General features: G+C 37.9%; 19 protein-coding genes. 16 read left to right on the plus strand and 3 right to left on the minus strand.

The window, feature by feature from the left end; genetic code table 11:
- Window positions 1-224 precede the first annotated feature (224 nt).
- The 8 genes from ABDZ91_RS18315 to ABDZ91_RS18350 all read left to right on the plus strand — a co-directional run bounded on the left by ABDZ91_RS18315 (window position 225) and on the right by ABDZ91_RS18350 (window position 9,234).
- Window positions 225-1,181 (plus strand): calcium/sodium antiporter, encoded by a 957-nt coding sequence (locus ABDZ91_RS18315; protein WP_343802214.1) that lies wholly within the window; start codon window positions 225-227, stop codon window positions 1,179-1,181.
- Between the two features lie 267 nt (window positions 1,182-1,448).
- Window positions 1,449-2,531, plus strand: coding sequence for a serine hydrolase domain-containing protein (locus ABDZ91_RS18320; protein WP_343802217.1), 1,083 nt, complete (start codon window positions 1,449-1,451; stop codon window positions 2,529-2,531).
- 201 nt (window positions 2,532-2,732) lie between these two features.
- Window positions 2,733-3,821: a serine hydrolase domain-containing protein gene (locus tag ABDZ91_RS18325; RefSeq protein ID WP_343802220.1), complete on the plus strand. Its 1,089-nt coding sequence runs from the start codon at window positions 2,733-2,735 to the stop codon at window positions 3,819-3,821.
- Window positions 3,822-3,823: 2 nt separating this feature from the next.
- On the plus strand, window positions 3,824-5,377 hold the full coding sequence (locus ABDZ91_RS18330) for an ABC transporter substrate-binding protein (protein ID WP_343802223.1): 1,554 nt from the start codon (window positions 3,824-3,826) through the stop codon (window positions 5,375-5,377).
- Window positions 5,378-5,431: 54 nt separating this feature from the next.
- The gene (locus ABDZ91_RS18335; protein ID WP_343802225.1) at window positions 5,432-6,376 is read left to right on the plus strand and encodes an ABC transporter permease; all 945 of its coding nucleotides are present in this window, start codon (window positions 5,432-5,434) and stop codon (window positions 6,374-6,376) included.
- Between the two features lie 29 nt (window positions 6,377-6,405).
- Window positions 6,406-7,236 carry an ABC transporter permease gene (locus ABDZ91_RS18340; RefSeq protein WP_343802228.1) on the plus strand — a complete coding sequence of 277 codons (831 nt, stop codon included), beginning with the start codon at window positions 6,406-6,408 and terminating at the stop codon, window positions 7,234-7,236.
- A 26-nt stretch (window positions 7,237-7,262) separates the two neighbouring features.
- Window positions 7,263-8,258 (plus strand): ABC transporter ATP-binding protein, encoded by a 996-nt coding sequence (locus ABDZ91_RS18345; protein WP_343802231.1) that lies wholly within the window; start codon window positions 7,263-7,265, stop codon window positions 8,256-8,258.
- Window positions 8,251-9,234, plus strand: a complete 984-nt coding sequence (locus ABDZ91_RS18350; RefSeq protein ID WP_343802234.1) for an ABC transporter ATP-binding protein — start codon at window positions 8,251-8,253, stop codon at window positions 9,232-9,234. Before ABDZ91_RS18345 ends, ABDZ91_RS18350 begins: the two co-directional genes overlap by 8 nt.
- Before the next feature lie 45 nt (window positions 9,235-9,279).
- On the opposite strand, the gene ABDZ91_RS18355 is transcribed toward ABDZ91_RS18350, so the two are convergent.
- Window positions 9,280-9,960, minus strand: a complete 681-nt coding sequence (locus tag ABDZ91_RS18355) for a class I SAM-dependent methyltransferase (RefSeq protein WP_343802237.1) — start codon at window positions 9,958-9,960, stop codon at window positions 9,280-9,282.
- Between the two features lie 63 nt (window positions 9,961-10,023).
- Window positions 10,024-10,887 carry a metal-dependent hydrolase gene (locus ABDZ91_RS18360; protein WP_343802239.1) on the minus strand — a complete coding sequence of 288 codons (864 nt, stop codon included), beginning with the start codon at window positions 10,885-10,887 and terminating at the stop codon, window positions 10,024-10,026.
- Between the two features lie 300 nt (window positions 10,888-11,187).
- On the opposite strand from ABDZ91_RS18360, the gene dacB reads away from it, so the two are divergent.
- From dacB to ABDZ91_RS18385, 5 genes are all read left to right on the plus strand, one after another.
- The gene (gene dacB, locus ABDZ91_RS18365; protein WP_343802242.1) at window positions 11,188-12,699 is read left to right on the plus strand and encodes a D-alanyl-D-alanine carboxypeptidase/D-alanyl-D-alanine endopeptidase; all 1,512 of its coding nucleotides are present in this window, start codon (window positions 11,188-11,190) and stop codon (window positions 12,697-12,699) included.
- A 341-nt stretch (window positions 12,700-13,040) separates the two neighbouring features.
- Entirely contained in the window at window positions 13,041-14,285 is a 1,245-nt protein-coding gene (locus ABDZ91_RS18370) for a S41 family peptidase (RefSeq protein ID WP_343802245.1), read from the plus strand.
- Between the two features lie 58 nt (window positions 14,286-14,343).
- The gene (locus ABDZ91_RS18375) at window positions 14,344-15,099 is read left to right on the plus strand and encodes a GNAT family N-acetyltransferase (RefSeq protein WP_343802248.1); all 756 of its coding nucleotides are present in this window, start codon (window positions 14,344-14,346) and stop codon (window positions 15,097-15,099) included.
- Between the two features lie 15 nt (window positions 15,100-15,114).
- Window positions 15,115-15,309, plus strand: a complete 195-nt coding sequence (locus ABDZ91_RS18380; protein ID WP_343802251.1) for a DNA-directed RNA polymerase subunit alpha C-terminal domain-containing protein — start codon at window positions 15,115-15,117, stop codon at window positions 15,307-15,309.
- Between the two features lie 11 nt (window positions 15,310-15,320).
- Entirely contained in the window at window positions 15,321-16,034 is a 714-nt protein-coding gene (locus tag ABDZ91_RS18385; protein ID WP_343802254.1) for a class I SAM-dependent methyltransferase, read from the plus strand.
- Between the two features lie 84 nt (window positions 16,035-16,118).
- Here the strand turns inward: ABDZ91_RS18385 and ABDZ91_RS18390 are convergent, their stop codons facing one another.
- Complete coding sequence (locus ABDZ91_RS18390) at window positions 16,119-16,283, minus strand: hypothetical protein (RefSeq protein WP_343802257.1); 165 nt, start codon at window positions 16,281-16,283, stop codon at window positions 16,119-16,121.
- 138 nt (window positions 16,284-16,421) lie between these two features.
- Between ABDZ91_RS18390 and ABDZ91_RS18395 the strand changes: the two genes are divergently transcribed.
- From ABDZ91_RS18395 to ABDZ91_RS18405, 3 genes are all read left to right on the plus strand, one after another.
- Window positions 16,422-17,003 (plus strand): ATP-binding protein, encoded by a 582-nt coding sequence (locus ABDZ91_RS18395; protein WP_343802260.1) that lies wholly within the window; start codon window positions 16,422-16,424, stop codon window positions 17,001-17,003.
- Between the two features lie 40 nt (window positions 17,004-17,043).
- Window positions 17,044-18,072: a nucleoside-triphosphatase gene (locus tag ABDZ91_RS18400; RefSeq protein ID WP_343802263.1), complete on the plus strand. Its 1,029-nt coding sequence runs from the start codon at window positions 17,044-17,046 to the stop codon at window positions 18,070-18,072.
- A 63-nt stretch (window positions 18,073-18,135) separates the two neighbouring features.
- The gene (locus ABDZ91_RS18405) at window positions 18,136-18,594 is read left to right on the plus strand and encodes a DIP1984 family protein (protein WP_343802266.1); all 459 of its coding nucleotides are present in this window, start codon (window positions 18,136-18,138) and stop codon (window positions 18,592-18,594) included.
- The last annotated feature ends 20 nt before the right edge of the window (window positions 18,595-18,614 follow it).

Raw genomic sequence — 18,614 nt, forward strand, 5'->3', positions numbered from 1 at the left:
TATTGTAAATAAATTTAATTGTATGTGTCTCCGGCCAGCTCCAGCGCCTAGCCCCTCGAGGTCACAAGCCAATCCGTCATGAAGGTTAAAGAGCAACCTTCCTGCCGGCTCGTCTTGTGCTTGTCGGGGCTGTTCGAGGCGCTTGCGCATTTGTTTCTTTGAATTACGTAATTTTTGTTATAAACTTAATCCAACGTTTTATTTTGGAAAAGGTTGGTGTGTGAATGGCGTACCTATTATTAGTGGTCGGCTTTGCCTTGTTAATTAAAGGGGCTGACTTTTTTGTGGAAGGTTCATCTCGAATTGCTCGAACACTGCATGTTTCGCCGCTACTAATTGGATTAACGATTGTTGCGTTTGGTACGAGTGCTCCAGAGGCTACGGTTAGTATTGTGGCAGCCTTAGAAGGAAGTGCTGGGGTGGCTGTTGGTAACGTGGTAGGGAGTAATATATTTAACATTACACTAGTGGTCGGATTAACAGCTATTCTTAACCCACTTAAGGTCGAAAACGAAACGATTCGAAAGGAAATTCCATTTACATTGTTGGCAAGTATCGCCTTACTCGTACTGGTTAGTGACATTGCTCTCCAAGGATTGAGCGGTAATGTCATAACTCGAAGTGATGGATTTATCTTTTTACTGTTCTTTCTCATCTTCCTTTATTACATATTTGAAGTGGCCATGAACAATCGCGACAAAGCGAAAGAAGAGAGTGTTCCTAGTGAACGGCCATCTTGGGGTAAAAATATAGCACTAACTGTCGGAGGTTTGCTGGCCATCATCTTAGGTGGACATTTTGTAGTGGACAGCGCAACTGAAATCGCGATTTCTTTTGGTATGAGTGAAACTCTAGTGGGGCTAACAATTGTTGCTATCGGAACGTCACTTCCTGAGCTGGTTACGTCTATAACAGCATCTATTAAAAAGGAAAGTGAAATTGCACTTGGGAACATCGTAGGAAGTAATATCTTTAATATCTTATTTGTGCTTGGGACAGCATCTTCGATTTCCCCACTTGGTGTCGAAGGGAAAATTGTCGTAGACATCATGCTGCTCATCCTTCTAACGATACTTCTCTTGATCTTCTCTAGAACAAAATACACGATAGGGAAGATAGAAGGACTCATCCTTGCTAGTGCCTATGTGTTGTACATGATCTATATCATAATGAGGAATTAAAATTTCTAATGAAAAGCTGCTTCTGCTTGAAAAGGGACCAGGGCAGCTTTTTCATTTGAGAAATCAACTTCTCGAAAATATTCTGCAGTGCTTGATTCCTAACTAGCTACCATAATAATATTATGTTAACTGCTAAGTAGTAATAAAGGATTTTACAAATTTACTGTCGAATAATCATTCCTAGGTATATATACATGGTGATGTTCCACTTTACATATATTGATTTAGGTCTTTTTAGCTATTCGAGTTATTTTAAGGGGGATGGGGATGAAGATAGAGGAAGCGAAGTTAAAAATTGAAACTAAAATGAAGGGATTGGTGGAGGCTGACCCACATATAAAGAATGCATATCTATTGGTTCATTCAGATAATAGAAAGATTCATTGGAATATGGCTTATGGACAGACTGGAAATTTCAAATCAACACCTGAACAACCTTACCATACTGCAAGTATTGCAAAAAGCTTTACTTCTATCTTAATCGCGATACTAGAGAGGGAAGGAAAGGTTCGCTATGATGATCCCATATCGAAGTATCTTCCAGAAAGTATTGTAAAAGATCTTCATCTTTTTAAAGGAACAGACTATTCGAATGAAATACGTGTTGAACATTTAGTGAGTAATCGTTCTGGCTTGCCTGACTTTTATGAAGACAAACCAAAAGAAGGACCAACATTTCAAGATATGTTACTAAATGAACCAGATAAAGCGTGGACCCCTCATGAAACAATCCAATGGTCTAAGGAAAAACTGACTCCAAAGTTTGTGCCAGGCAAGAAAGTACACTATACGAACACAGGTTTCAACTTGCTAGGACTCATCATTGAGAAAGTCACTACCAAGGCCTATCATGAAGTCCTTCATGAGTACATATTTAACCCACTGAAAATGAAAGAATCGTACCTACTTAGTTATTCAAAGCCTGCATACCGAAGTGATCATCCTATTGCAACAGTTAATCTAAAATCGCAGGATATCCTAGTAGAAGAACACCGTAGTTTAATGAGTAACTTTGCAGGTGGGCAAACGGCCAGTACGTCAGAAGATTTACTAATCTTTATGAAAGCGCTTGTTAACAATCAACTCATACCTCAGAACTCACTTGATAAAATGATGGATTGGAAAAAGTTATGGGTGGGTGTTGATTATGGGTATGGCCTGATGAGAGTTCGTATGTTTCCAAAAAAATATAATGTATGGGGGCATCTAGGCTCAATTGGTTCTTTCATGCTCTATAATCCAACGCTGGATGTCTATATCATAGGTAATTTTAATAAATCTGGTTACTTAACAAAAAGTATGAGATTCATATATAACATTCTTCAAACCATTGATAAGATAAAAGAATAGTTTTGACTAGCACCACTTCTCACACTCTTGAGAAGTGGTTTTTATATGAATTCCTTCGATAAATAAAATATTTTTTCGTATAAGGTGTTGTTTATATGACATAAAATTTTATATAATCGAAGTATCTATTACGGAATATTTTATTTTTTTGATATTTTTCGTAAGCGCTTTCTATGTTTAAGAGTTTGGAGGAGAGTAGACATGGGTTCTTTAGAAGTGAAAATCGATCAATTATTTGACTCCTATTTAAATAAATCTTTTTTTACTGGTGGAGTTTGTTCGGTTCATTGGAAAGGAGAGCAACTCTTACAAAAGGCATATGGGAAGAGAAGTTCGATTACAAATGAACATGTTACGACAGATACCATTTTTGATTTAGCTAGCGTTACAAAGATTTTTACAGCTACGATTCTATTAAAAATGGTTACCGAAGGAAAGGTAACATTAGGAACAACTCTTAAGGATTGTTTACCTGAAGTGAGGGGTAATAAAATTCTTGAACCGATTTCAGTTCAACAACTTTTGACTCATTCATCCGGACTTACGGCTTGGTATCCTTTTTACACACATGTTCCGCAAGCTGACCTTTTAACTATTCTGGATTCAATTGAACTGAAGCATCAAGAGAATAAAGAAGTCGTCTATAGCGATTTAAATTATATTCTTTTAGGGGAAATCATCAAGCGGTATTTCAACATGAGTCTACAAGAAGTAATTAAGCAGGAACTCATAACTACACTCAGTCTTAACACTTTAACTTATGGCCCACTCCATTCCGAAAATGTAGCAGCTACTGAGTTTGGTAATCAAATAGAAATGGACATGTGCCGTACTAGAAACAAAGAATTCAACCATTGGCGTCCTACTAATCAACCCATTATAGGTGAAGTGAATGATGGAAATACCTACTATTACTTTAAAGGGCAATCCGGACACGCCGGACTATTTGGTACAGCAAATGATTTGGATCAATTATTACAACTTTACTTGAAAGGGGGAATGGCCAAAGGGGAGAAACTTATAGATGTGGCCTTAATCAATCAATCCTTACATAACATCGCAGAAAATAGAGGACTGGGCTGGCACAGCTCTGATCCATTCCCTGTAGGCTTTGGTCACACTGGTTTTACAGGAACTTCTATATGGATTGTTCCGGAAAAAGACCTACAGGTTGTGCTGCTTACAAATAGGTTACATGTTAATCAACCTGTCAACATTAACCCATTTAGAAAAGAGCTTCACGAAGAGATTTTATCTTATATTTCAGGAATACAAAGGGAGGATATTTAAACATGATGAAAAAAGGTTTTCTTTTCACTATCATGATCATCTCCTTGTCAGTTATCCTAATCGCTTGTTCAGGTACAAATGAAGAAGGAAAGTCTGATAACGGTGATGATGATAACAAACAAGTAGAACAAGTATTAAAAATCGCGAATGACCAAGAGCCAGCAGGTTTAGACCCGCATAAAACACCTGCTCATTCTTCGGTAAGAATTTATTCTCAAGTATACAGTGGATTAGTAGAGTTTGATAAAGACATGAACATTGTGGGAGATTTAGCAGTAGATTGGAATCAACCAGATGATCAAACTTACGTGTTTAACCTTCACGAAGGTGTAAAATTCCACAATGGCCGTGAAATGAAGGCGGAGGATGTCAAGTATAGCTTCGAGCGTATTTTAGCTGAAGAAACGGCATCTCACATTGCCTCTTATTTTTCAAATGTAGAAAGCATTGAGGTATTAGGGGATTACCAAATTCAATTCAAGCTTAAGTCAACGGACGCTACATTCTTATCTAACTTAACAAACGCAAGTGCTGTAGTTGTTGCAAAAGAAGTTGTAGAAGAACATGGAGATTTACAGCAAGAAGCTATTGGTACGGGTCCATTTAAGTTTGTTGAGTGGGTTCCAGATAATAGAGTGGTGTTAGAGAAAAACGAAGAATACTACAAAGAAGGTCTACCAAAATTAGACGAAGTAATCTATTACACAATGAAGGATGAAGCAGCTCGTCTATCAGCAATCCGTACCGGTGAAGTTGATCTAACTACTCTTACTGCACAATCTGCTTCTTTATTAGAAAATCAAGAAAAAATTGATATTAAGAGCTACCAATCTCTTGAATATAGTTACGTAGGATTTAATGTAAACTCAGAGATCTTGAAAGATGAAAAAGTACGTCAAGCTCTGAGCTTAGCAACAGATCGCCAAAGTATTGCCGATATCGTTTGGAACGGTGATGCTGTTATTTCTGGTCCAGTAGCACCATCTATGGGAGACTGGTCCATTGATGTAGAAAGCCATGAGCTTTACTCAAAAAATCTTGAAAAAGCAAAAGAATTGCTAGCAGAAGCTGGCTACCCAGATGGTTTTGAAATTACAATTACGACAGCCTCCACGTATGCCGACATGGTTGATACTGCTCAAATTTTACAACAGCAATGGAAAGAAATTGGTGTAGAAGCGACAATCAAGCAAATCGAGTGGGGCGAGTATATCGATACTTGGTTAAATACTTCTGCGGATATTTTAATTGGACGTAATGGTTCTGGTACGGATCCAGATCGTGCTTTAAATTACTTCTTCCATTCTACTGGTTCAGCTAACGTATGGGGATTTGCGGATAGTGACTATGATGCTTTAGTAGAAACAGGTAAAACAACTGTAGATTTAGAAGAGCGTAAAACGATTTATACAGAAGCACAAGAAAAATTACTTGAATTATCACCGAACCTATTCTTAGTTTCTCCTATGAAATATGTTGCGGTTAGAGATTCTGTAGAAGGATTTACTCCATACCCTCATAACGGAGAGTATATCTTAGACGTAACTAAAAAATAACAAAAGTAGAGGCTGCTTTTTAGCAGCCTCAAACATTTATTAAGGGTGAGCGTGATGTATGCGTATATACTGAGAAGATTATTGATGTTAATTCCGGTTTTATTTGGAGTGTCCATTGTTATCTTTTTCACGTTAAGAATTATTCCTGGAGACGTTGCCCTGACCATTTTAGGGACAGATGCAACTCCTCAAGCATTGGCCCAATTAAGAAAGGACTTTGGCTTGGACCAACCCATTTATGTTCAATACATTAATTGGATGGGAGGAGTCTTAACGGGTGACTTTGGAGAATCCATGCGAACGGGGAAAGAAGTTTTACCAGATATTTTAAGTCGTTTTGCGATTACATTTGAACTAACGATTCTAGCAGCCTTCATCTCTTGGATTGTTGCTATTCCTTTAGGGATTATTGCTGGTATTAAAAGAAATTCAAAAACAGACTTTTCTGTTCGTATTATTTCTCTACTAGGTGTATCGGTTCCAAACTTCGCCTTAGCTACGATTATCATTCTACTACTAGCGCTATATTTTAACTATAGTCCACCAGTAGGATACGTCGGTTTCTTTGAGGATCCCATTCGAAATCTTCAAATCTTATTCTTACCAGCTCTTGTACTTGGAACATCAATGGCTGGAGCTGTCATGAGAATGACACGATCGTCTATTTTAGAGATTCTGAGACATGATTTCATCCGTACTATTCGTGCAAAAGGTGCAAGAGAGCGTGTCGTCATATTCAACCATGCCTTACGAAATGCGATGATTCCTATTTTAACAATTATCGGTATGCAAATCGGAGTTTTATTAGGTGGAACGGTTATTATTGAACAGATATTCTCGTTACCGGGGCTTGGACAGCTGGTATTAACAGGAATCAATCAACGTGATTTCACGGTTGTACAAGGGTCCGTTCTATTTATTGCATTTGTGTTCGTGCTAATCAATTTAATAGTTGACCTCTTATATTCTTATTTGGATCCAAGGATTACATACAAATAAGCAAACGAAAGTAAGGAAGTGTGATCTTCATGAGAGAGTTCTTTCAACGATTAATGGATGATAAAGTCGGGTTAATCGGTTTTATTGGGATCTTAATTGTCATTATCATCGCCATTTTCGCGCCGATTATCAGTCCATATAGACCTGATCAAATGTTTACAGACCATGTACTAGAAGGGCCAAGCGGAAAGTTTTTGTTTGGGACAGATGAACTTGGAAGAGATATTTTTACTCGAGTCGTTTATGGTGCACAGGTATCTTTAAAAGTAGGGCTTATAGCAGTAGGAATTGGTGCATCATTAGGATTACTTTTAGGTGTGATTAGTGGTTATTTTCAAGGGAAAGTCGACCAAATTATCATGCGAGTCATGGACGTATTTTTTGCTTTTCCTGATATTTTATTGGCCTTAACGATTGTCGCTGTGTTGGGCCCAAGCTTAACAAACACAATGATTGCCATTGGAATTGTATTTACCCCAGTATTTACTAGACTTGTACGGTCTGCCGTGTTGTCTGTAAAAGAAAACGAGTATTTGACAAATGCTGTAGCCATTGGGGTACACCCTTCAAAAATCATTATAAAACATATAACACCGAACATTATGGCACCTTTTATTGTTCAAATTACATTAGCTTTATCCGGTGCTATTTTAACGGAAGCAGCCCTTAGCTTTCTTGGCTTAGGTGTTCAACCCCCTGATCCCTCTTGGGGAGTTATGTTAAGTGATAGTCGAACCTATATGGAATTTGCACCATGGACGATTCTATTCCCAGTAGGTGCCACTGTATTCACGATTTTCTGTTTTAACTTATTAGGTGATAGTTTACGAGATTTACTAGATCCTAAATTAAGACAGTAATCTATCTTTCTTAAGGGGAGAGTAACTTGAGTTCTGTACTGAAAATAAAAGATTTATCCATAGATATAAAGAAAAAGAAGAGTAATGTAAATGTCGTTAAAGGCATTAACATTGAAATTGGAAAGAAAATGAAATATGGCATTGTTGGAGAATCTGGTAGTGGAAAAAGCTTAACTTCACTTGCGATTATGAACCTTCTTCCAGATGCGCTTCAAATTAGTGAGGGTAGCATTACTTTAAGAACTGAAAATGAAAAAGACCTTACAAAATTAAACAAAAGGCAGATGCAAAGTGTTCGAGGCAATGAAATCTCAATGATTTTCCAAGAACCAATGACAGCCTTAGATCCACTTTATACAATTGAGCACCAACTGCTAGAGGTGTTAAGGTTCCACACGAATTACAGTAAAAAAGAGATGCGGGAAATGGGACTAGATATGTTAGGCAAGGTAGGAATTTCTCGTCCAGCAGAGATTTTTAAAAGCTATCCCCATCAGCTTTCAGGTGGAATGAGGCAGCGTATCATGATTGCCATTGCCTTGATTTGTAAGCCAAAGCTATTGATTGCCGATGAACCAACCAGGGCATTAGATGTAACGATTCAAGCTCAAATTCTTGATTTAATGAATGAATTATCGGAAACACATGATACATCGATTCTGATGATCACTCATGATTTGGGTGTTATTTTGGAAACGTGTGAAAGAGTTGCGGTCATGTATGCTGGTCAAATTGTTGAGGAATCAACGGTTAAGGATCTATTCCAAAATCCAACTCACCCTTACACACAAGGATTATTAAAGTCCATTAAGTCGTTAGGGAATCGCAGAGAAACGTTGTATTCCATCCCTGGAAATGTACCTACGCCCATTCAATATCAAGAAATGGGTTGTCGATTTGTAACTAGATGTCCATTTGCGATGGAGAAATGTAAAACGCAGGAACCTTCTATGTATGCTGTTGGTGAGGGTCATACAAGTAAATGCTGGCTGCATGAGGAGGAGGGGAAGGACCATGAGTGAAAAAGCATACGTTTTGGAAGTTAATAACCTGAAAAAATACTTCCCGATAAAAGCAGGTCTCCTTAAGAAAACAGTTGGGCACGTAAAAGCTGTAGATGATATAAGCTTTAAAGTTCGGGAAACCGAAACGCTCTCACTCGTGGGAGAAAGTGGATGCGGAAAATCAACAACGGGTAGAACGATTCTTCGGTTATATGAATCTACTTCAGGGGAAGTCTTTTTTAAAGGCAAAAATATACTAGAGATTCCTAAGAGTCAGTTTCGGAAAATGAGAAGAGATATTCAAATGATTTTCCAGGATCCTTTTAGTTCCCTGAACCCCAGAATGACTGTAAAAGAACTGTTAATGGAGCCATTACTTACACATGGAATAGCTTCTAAAAAAGAAGCCTTTACATTAGCGGAAGAAATGATTGAAAAAGTGGGACTGTCTAAAGAACAACTAAGCCGATATCCACATGAGTTTAGTGGTGGCCAAAGACAACGAATCAGTATTGCAAGAGCCCTAATTGTAAAACCAAAGGTTGTTATTTTAGATGAAGCGGTTTCTGCACTAGATGTTTCGATTCAATCACAGATTCTTAACCTGCTCATAAAGTTACAAGAAGAATTTGAACTAACGTATATCTTTATTTCTCATGACCTAAATGTTGTGAAACACTTAAGTAATCGGGTTGGCGTAATGTTTTTAGGACAAATGATGGAACTTGCTGAGACTGATGTCTTGTATGATAACCCATTACATCCATACACGAAAGCTCTACTATCAGCGATTCCTTCTTTAGATCCAACAGAGAAAAAGGAACGGATTATCTTGGAAGGGGATGTACCGGATCCGTCTAACCCACCGACGGGTTGTCCATTCCGTTTAAGATGTCCACATGCTTTTGAGCGTTGTGCTTCCGAAAAACCAGCTTTTGTCGAAAGGGAAGACAATCACTGGGTTGCTTGTCATTTGTATGATGAAGAAAATTAGAGAAAAACCTTACTTCATTAACTAAAACAATGAAGTAAGGTTTCTTTATTTTGGAGTTGCAATAAGGATAAGCGAAAGTGGTTTTCCATTCAGAGGTTCAATGGGCTCATCACAATCTACTAGTTGAAGTCCGGCTTGGTGTATGTCTGTAATCCAGGTAGATAACGTTCTAAAGTACCAAGGCATATTTGCTTTATAGCCGTCACCCATTCCGTGAAAATCCTCAATTCTCCAGCCATTCTCATAACGTTCATTCTGGCTTTGGATAATTGTTGAAGGGTGGAGGGTTTGAATAACGACTACTCCTTGTTCATTCGTTACTTTTCTACAAGCTTGGAGTACAGGTTGAATATCTTCAGATAAAAGTGAAAAATTTAAAACGACCAAATCGAATTCAGTTCCAATTTTCTCTGGACACTCTGCAAATTGGTTGTAATTCAACCAGTGATATGTGCCTCCACCTAACTTCTTCGCTTCCTCAATCAAAGATTCACTGCCATCTATTCCAGTCACAGCAATCCCATGTTGTGATAATTCTCTAGCTAGCCATCCTTCGCCACACCCAATATCAAGCACAGTTTGAGGGTTTCGAGATAGTATAGTTTTGAGAATAGCAGGGTTTGTCACCGTAATTCTACTTTTTATCTTTTCTTGTCTAATGGATTCTGCCCAAGCTTTACTGTTGATTTGCCAGCTCGTTTCTAACTGTTTTTCGTATGAGTCCAAAAGGGAAACCTCCATAAACCGTATTTATATTAACTATACATGATACCAATTGGGAGAAGACCACTATTTTACAATAAACTCATACAAAAACGACTCTCCATTCCGATAAAACCGCGGATCATAAACCCCTAATTCCTTGTCGTCATTCACTATCACTACAAAAGGACTCCATTTGGTGAGAGTCTCTGCTTCTGGCTTTGCTGAAAAGAGTGGTTCTAAGTCCGCTTCTTCATCTGAAACAAGAGTCGTATGAACTTGAGGACCATTCCAAACATTTGCAAAAGCAAGATCTACTTCATGCCCATTTTTGCCAATCACCGTATAATGCCATGGAATAAAATCAGCTGAGAGCACAACTTTTTCATAATCATCTTTTACTCCATATAGAATATAAAATCCTTGTAAGTTCTGCACAACTAGGTGTAAGAGAATAGCCAGCCAAGCAAAACGAAAAATGCGTTGTGTCGCAAATTTGGAATAACGCTTCAGTAAAAAGGAAACAAGGAAAATCGTCCAAATAACAAAATCAATAATAGGTATGGTGCCGAGTGTAAGTCTCACTTCTGAAAAAGGCTCCAGATAACCTGTTCCCCAGGCGTTGAACACATCTGATGTATCATGAATAAAAACGGCTAGTACTCCGATGAAAAAGTACTTTTTATCCCAAATTTTAAATAGTAGGTAAACAGACAAGAATAGGAGTAATGCCCATACCGGGACCAATAACACTGAATGCGTAATACCACGGTGCCACATTTGATACAGACCTTCCTGATCCCAAAACTGTGACACGACATCAATATCAGGAATTAAACTTCCGGTAATGGACGTGAAGAGTAGTGCCTGTTTTTCTTTCTTGGTTTCTTCATTCGATTTAAATGATTGGTACAATCCGGTACCAAAGAGTGTATGCGTTAATAAGTCCAATGGTAGCCTCCTGAATTTGTGGGAATTTTTACATATAGAATACCCGAATGATGAAGTTGGTGGAAGAAATTTGCTCGGGACAATGGCTGATTTGGAGAAAATAGAGAATCCTTTGTCAGGCAGCCAATCCTGAGGAAAGCATTTCCCAACTAAGACCTTCTAACCATAGGTACTCCTGAAGCACTAAATTACCATATCTACCAATTAGTTACATAGAACCCTTTTTCTTTCAGAATATTCTTTGTTTTGGGTAAATAATGTATATTCAAGGAAAATAGTACAAGGGGTGTGAGAAAAAGGATGAATGTTACAAAGACAAAGAAGCTTTTCGTATTTGTGTTAGCTGCCTTGCTTGCATTTTTACCATTAACACCATCGGAACCACTGGTTTCCGTAGCTGCGTCTGATCCAACCACGACAGCAGCGGAGTTAGAAGCACAACTTAATGATATTTTGAGCAATGAACGTTTAAAAGGTACGACAACGGGTGTTAGTGTTCGAAATGCGGACACTGGAGAAGTTCTATATTCTCATTTTGGAGACCTTCGTCTACATCCAGCTTCTAACATGAAGCTATTAACGTCAATTGCTGCTCTTGAAACGCTTGGTGAAGACTATCAATTTATTACAGAAGTCCTTACAGATGGCCAGGTATCAGGAGATGTTTTACAAGGGGATCTTTATTTAAGAGGAAAGGGTGACCCAACTTTATTAAAAGAGGATTTTGATCAGTTTGCAAAAGATTTAAAATCCAAGGGTATCTCAAAAATTAAAGGTAATTTAATCGGGGACGATAGCTGGTATGATGATGTTCGTTTATCACTAGATCTGAACTGGTCTGATGAACCATACTACACGGGTGCACAAGTTTCTGCCTTAACTCTTTCACCGAACGAAGATTATGATGCGGGGACAGTTATTGTAGAAGTGTATCCAACTTCTGAGGTCGGTGGGCAGGCAGAGGTTCGCCTTACACCAGCTACTGATTATGTAACGATTGTTAATAAAACGGAAATGGTAGGAGCGAATGAGTCCAAAAGCATTTCCATTGAAAGAGAGCATGGTACGAACAACATTGTGATCGAAGGTAAAATGCCACTTGAAGGCTCACGTTCACGCTCTTGGGTATCTGTGTGGGAACCAACAGGCTATGCTGTCGATGTATTTAAAAAATCATTAGAAGAAAACGGGATTAGTTTGATTGGGAAGAGCGAGGCAACTGTCGGAGCCACACCTGAACAGGCTACTGTCTTGACTAGTAAGAAATCAATGACACTGGAAGAATTACTAATTCCTTTCATGAAGCTTAGTAACAACGGTCATGGTGAAACGCTGACGAAGGAAATGGGGAAAGTAGTATATGGAGAAGGAAGCTGGGATAAAGGATTAAAAGTGACAAAGGATGTCGTAACCAGTCTAGGTGTAGATGGGGCAACCATTCTCCTCCGTGACGGATCGGGAATGTCTCATAAAAACATGATTCCAGCAGAAGAGATTTCACAACTATTGTTTGCTGTTCAAGACAAGGAGTGGTATCCGGCTTTTGAATATTCACTACCTGTGGCAGGAGATTCGGACAGATTCGTGGGTGGAACATTGCGGAATCGAATGAAAGAAGAGCCTGCGAAAGGGAACGTTTTAGCGAAAACAGGTTCACTTACAGGCGTTTCAACTTTATCTGGTTATGTAACAACCGTTGATGGGGAGAAACTAGTGTTCTCTGTTATGATCAACAATTACCTAGGTTCATCTGTAACATTCTTAGAAGATGAAATAGCAAAAACATTAGTTAACTATACAGCAGGAGAATAAAGAATAGGAAAGGCTGCACTGAAATCAGTGCAGCCTTTATTTAGCGGGACAGGGGGACAGGAACCGTGTCCCAGAGGTTGGTGTTATGCCATATGGTATTGAACAATACCGTATGGAGGTGAACAATACCGTGTAGAGGTGGAACAATACCGTATGGAGGTGAAACTATACCGTATAGAAGTGAAACAATACCTTATAGAACCGAACATTACCGTATAACATCAAACCATCATAAAAAACGAAGAGATGAATATTTTAATAGATTCGCCACCTCAATATGTTATAGTTATATTACCAGTATTTCCCTCTACAATGATATAACGTTCACCTGGAGGTTCAATATGACTAAATACATCCAAATATTCGACGAATTAGTATCTATTATTCACAAAGACTATGCGGGCTGGGATGAAAAACTAGGTTGGGATTCCCCTGAACAATACCGCGAAAAAATGAAACGGCTGATTGACCAAAAGAAAATGACTCCGCAAACTTTTACCCACATTGTCAATGACTACATACTCGATTTCCATGACCCTCATATGTACTTCATCTTAGAGGGGAATGATGAAGTTAAACCTCAAGTTTGTGGATTTTCAGTTAGAAGATATGAAGATGCACTATATGTAACGGAAACTGTGGAAGAAAAGAGGTTTGAAAAAGGGATAAAAATTGTCACAGTTGACGGGATAACAATTCCTGAGCTAGCTATTACGAAGAAAAATAAATTAGGAGATGTTCATCCAGAAAGACAAAATTGGAATAACGTGATCAAAAGTGCTGAATGGATTGAAACAATAGATTCTATTGGAAAAAGTACAAAATTGCATATAATGCACTACGATAAAGCCCAAAGAGAACCAAAGTTTACTTTAAAAGAGTTAGAGCCAGGAACACTACTTATGACACTTACTAGTTTTTCGAACCCAAAAGCCATATCAGAACTGCTTTCAAGTAATATTGACAGACTACAACAAATTACCAATCTAATTATTGATGTAAGAAATAATGGAGGTGGGACAGATATTGCTTTCACCCCTGTATTAGAGTATATATTCTCCATGAATCAAATCCCAGATCCAGTCATAAAACCACGAGAATTTAATTGTACCGAGAGAAATGCAAATTGGTATGCGGATCTTTATGAAGAATACAAAAAAACGAATGATCATCCTGACATTTTACAAGTTTTAAAATTTGCAAAGGAAAAGTTTGAATCTAATAAAGGTAAAGGTTTTGTAGAATTCGATTTTACAGGTTTGATAGATGAGGAAAAACTAGATTTTAAAGGTCATGACACCCCCAATCAAGTAGTCATTCTATCTGACTCCTACTGTGCAAGTGCAGGAGATGTTTTTGTAGAAATATCCAAACAATCTTCCAAAGCAACCGTTGTTGGCAGAGCTACCATGGGAGTCATGGATTATAGTGATTTAGCTACAAAGGATTGGGATAATCAATTCACCCTTTATTACCCAACCTCAAGGTTAGTTGAAAAAGATCCCGTCCACCAGATCCACGGAAAAGGGGGTTCAACCAGATATTTATATACCATGGACACCCCAACACTGCGAAGAGGATCTTGACTTAAAACTAGCACTCAATATTTTAAAAAGTAACCAACCCAACTAAAGGAGCACACCCATGAAAAACCTAACCTTCGACCACATCTATACCATCGGAGAACAAGTAGCGGAAACAGATCTATACACGCATTTTCACTATCCAGAGATGCTAATCCGTTACGATAGTAATTTCATACAGTTTAAGAAAATGCCGAACCTCCAAGAATTTCAACAAACTGCTCACTACCTTAGAAAATTTCATCAAGAACGAGGGCAGAAACATGTGAAGTTTTACTTTCCTGAAAATGAAAAGCTTCCATCAGAGCTAAAAGAATACTTACAAAAAGAAAAATACGACATTGGATTCATGGAGCTTTACGCCATACAGCCTGATCAATTTCCAAAAACAAATGCAAACCCGAAAATAGAAGTCCAACTGGTTACCAACCAAAACTTTAATACATACCTAGAACTACAGTACGAACAAGATAGGGAATATGGGAAGGCATTTGCAGATCAAAAGATCACCTTACATCAAAAGTCCTTTGATTCAAATCATATTCATCAAGTAATAGCCTTTTACAAGGGGGAGCCAGCAGGTTCAGTGGACGTTATTGTGGGAGAGGAGACGGCTGAAATTGATAGTTTGTATGTAAAGGAAACGTTTCGTAACAATGGGATTGCACGACACATTCAACAATTTGTTATGAATACCTTCTCTGATAAAACGAGTATCCTTTTAGCAGATGGGGATGATACTCCTCGTGAGATGTATCGGAAGCAGAACTACGAATTCCAAGGCTACAAATACGAAGCTACAAAGGTTTATGAATAAGGAGTTTACCACATCATGACAGAAATCAATCTACCATTAAAATTAGCAAAACCTGCTCAAAGAGCTTTAGCTAAAGCGGGATATACCGACATAAATGACCTCACAAACGTAACAGAAGAAGACCTTTTAAATCTCCACGGAATGGGCTCTAAAGCGCTAGGTCAACTTAAAGCTGCTTTAGCAGAAAAAGGATTAACTTTTAAACAGTAAGAGGTGTACCCATGACTAGTAATATTCGTGATACCTACAATCTTTTAGCCAATACATATATGAATGATGTTGATGAGGGAAGTCCTTACAATGCGTATTATGAACGGCCCGCTATGCTTGCCCATTTGCCTGAGCAACTTAAAGGTAAAAAAGTATTGGATGCTGGTTGCGCCGCTGGGTGGTACTCGGCAGAATTGAACAAGAGGGGAGCAGACGTAACGGGGATTGATATTAGCCCTGAAATGATTAAGGTTTCCAAGATTCGCCTACAAAATAAGGCTTCTTTCCTTTGCCATAACCTAGAAGAGTCCCTACCTTTTGAAGATGATTCGTTTGATTACATTGTAAGCTCTCTTACACTTCATTATTTAAGAAATTGGACCCAACCTTTTTCAGAATTCAAACGAGTATTAAAACCTGGTGGAACACTTCTATTTTCAGTTCATCATCCTTTTATGGATTATACAAAGTTCGAATGCCAAAATTACTTTGAAACATTATTATTAACGGAAACATGGAAAAAGCCAAATGTAACCGTAGACGTAAGCTTTTACAGGAGATCCTTGCAAGATATTGTCAATGAAACGACACAATGGTTCCAACTGGACAAGCTCATCGAACCTCGACCCATTGATAAAATGAAAACCGCCAGTGAATCAGCGTATGAGTACCTAATGACTACTCCTCATTTTCTTATGATAAAAGCCAGGAAGGCTAAAAGTTAGAGGAAAGACCCTCATTCTAGGAAGATATGAAAAAATCCGGTGCCACCACGCTTATGCAAGTGGAACACCGGAACAGATTCGTATTTAAATGACTTGCTTCAATTCATTTTTTTGGTCCAAGTTTTGAAACTGTATTTTTAATTGTACCAATTCATGTTCATCTTTTTCTTTTAACCCATTAATAATGACAATTGTGAAATACAAACATATTACAAATAAAAAGATTGTTATTAACCAAGCAGCAAACATTTTAATGCCCCCTTTGATTATTCTTTAAAACCATCATAGACGCTTTTTCGTAAAAACTATGTGACTTATATCACAAGAATGATTTTAACGTTAAGTAATTGAGAAAAAAGAACTCTTTTTTTCCAAAGGAGAGTAGACATGCAAAGATTAGTCATTATAACAGTCGGTAAAACCCATAGCGGAAAAACTACTTTTGCTCGGGCTCTTGAACAAGACCTAGAAAATTCCTTGGTCATGGATCAAGACAATCACGCTGAGTTTATTAACACGTATTACAATAATTTGCAGCCAAAGCTAGGTCTCAATACTCTTAAACACGCAATCTCCCGGCTTATTGTGGATTATGCAAAGGAAAACACCGATTTTCACCTCATTATTTGTAATTCAAACCGGACACGAAAGGGGAGACAATTTTTACTTGATGAATTGTTTCCTCCGAGTGAATTTATACGTGTTCTCGTTCATTTTGATATACCTGATGATGTCCTTCGTTCACGCGTTATGGATAGTCAGCGAAGTACAAATAACTTTAAGAGTGCATCCAATTTTGAAGAAGTTCTTGATAGACAATTAGCGGACTCACTAAAAGCAGAAGTAATCGATCCTGTTGAAGGGGAAGCAGACCATTTATTTGTGGTAAAAGACAATAAAGAGGTTCCTTCAGTTATTCAAAGGATTGTTCAAATTAGTAAGAGTAAGAGGGTACTAGACAGAAAGTAATAGGCTAGTAAATTAAAAATTAGTAAGGAATGGTGTTACTATGTTCGAACAGTCTAAACATTTAGTTGCTGTTTCAGCAATCGTTAAGAATAAGGATGGACATGTGCTAATGGTCCGGACCCATTTACGTTCCGATACTTGGGAAATTCCAGGTGGATTTGTGGACGCTGGTGAAGCTCTCGATGTAGCAGTATGTCGTGAATTTCTTGAAGAGACTGGAGTCGTGATTCGTCCTCTTGGAATATCAGGCGTTTATTATAATGATGAGCTTCATGTATTATCTGTTGTTTTTAATGCGGAATATGTGAGTGGTGACATAAAGATTCAGCCGGAAGAAATTAAAGAAGCACGATATGTAGATCTCGATGAAACAAACATTAGTGAATATATCAAACGCCCTCACCTTAAGTCACGCATACTTGATGCACTGAAATCTAAATCCTTGGTTCCCTATGAAACTTGGAATTTGAAACCACCTCATTTTAAACTACTTTCTAGGATCGATGGACGACCCAAAAGCTCTAAACGCGTTTTTTTACTGACTGGTAAACCAAGAGTAGGGAAGTCCACTATGATTAAAAAACTCATTGAAGAAATCGGGACAGATCATTGCGGTGGATTTTATACAGAAGAAATTACAGATTCAACCGATAGAACCGGCTTTAGATGCGTATCTCTTGAAGGCGAAAGTATTGAAATCGCCCACATAAACAACCCTAGTACTGTAAGGATTGGACGGTACGGTGTTGACGTAGAAAAGTTCGAAATATTTGCTACGAAAGTATTAAAAGAAGCTGTCCTTACAAAAAAAATAATTGTTATAGATGAAATAGGATTTATGCAGATGCTATCGACCTCTTTTCAAAAACTAGTCCTTGAAATTGTTTCTAATAAAAATCTGGTTCTAGGGACTATACCGTTGGACAGTCACCCAGAAATTGATCAAATAAAATATTTAAAAGAAGTAGAACTTGTCATTATAAATGAGTTTAACCGAGATATGGCATCTGAAATTTTGCTGAAAGATATTTTAAAGGCCTTAGAATCTAGTACTTTGTTAAAATCATAAAAAACTGCTGGCTCAACTAGAGGTTGTTTTTATTAAGCTAACATATACATGGGAGGGGAACCAATGAAATTAGCTGAGGCGTTAATATTACGTTCTGATTATCAAAAAAGGGTTGAACACTTGAAAAATCGGTTATTCAAAAATGTAAGGGTGCAGGAAGGGGATCAACCTGATGAAGACCCAGCGGTTATGAAAGCAGAATTAACAGGACTCCTAGAGCAACTGAAATTACTTATTCAAAATATCAATAAAACCAATATACATACCAAATTTGATGGAAATCAAACTCTTGCGGACGCTTTAGTTATTCGAGATGTAGTTGGACAAGAAAGAAAAATCTACAGCGACCTTATTGAACCAGCAACAATGCGTCATGACCGGTATTCGAGGTCTGAAATTAAGTATGTAACCACGATAAGTGTAAAAGAAACTCAAAAGTATATAGATGAATTATCCAAGAGATACAGAGAAATGGATGTGAAAATACAAGAATTGAATTGGAAAACAGACTTATTAGAATAGCAATCTCATAAAAGTGCAGT

It is taken from the genome of Bacillus carboniphilus, from assembly GCF_039522365.1.
Classification (GTDB): Bacteria; Bacillota; Bacilli; order Bacillales; family JC228; genus Bacillus_BF; species Bacillus_BF carboniphilus.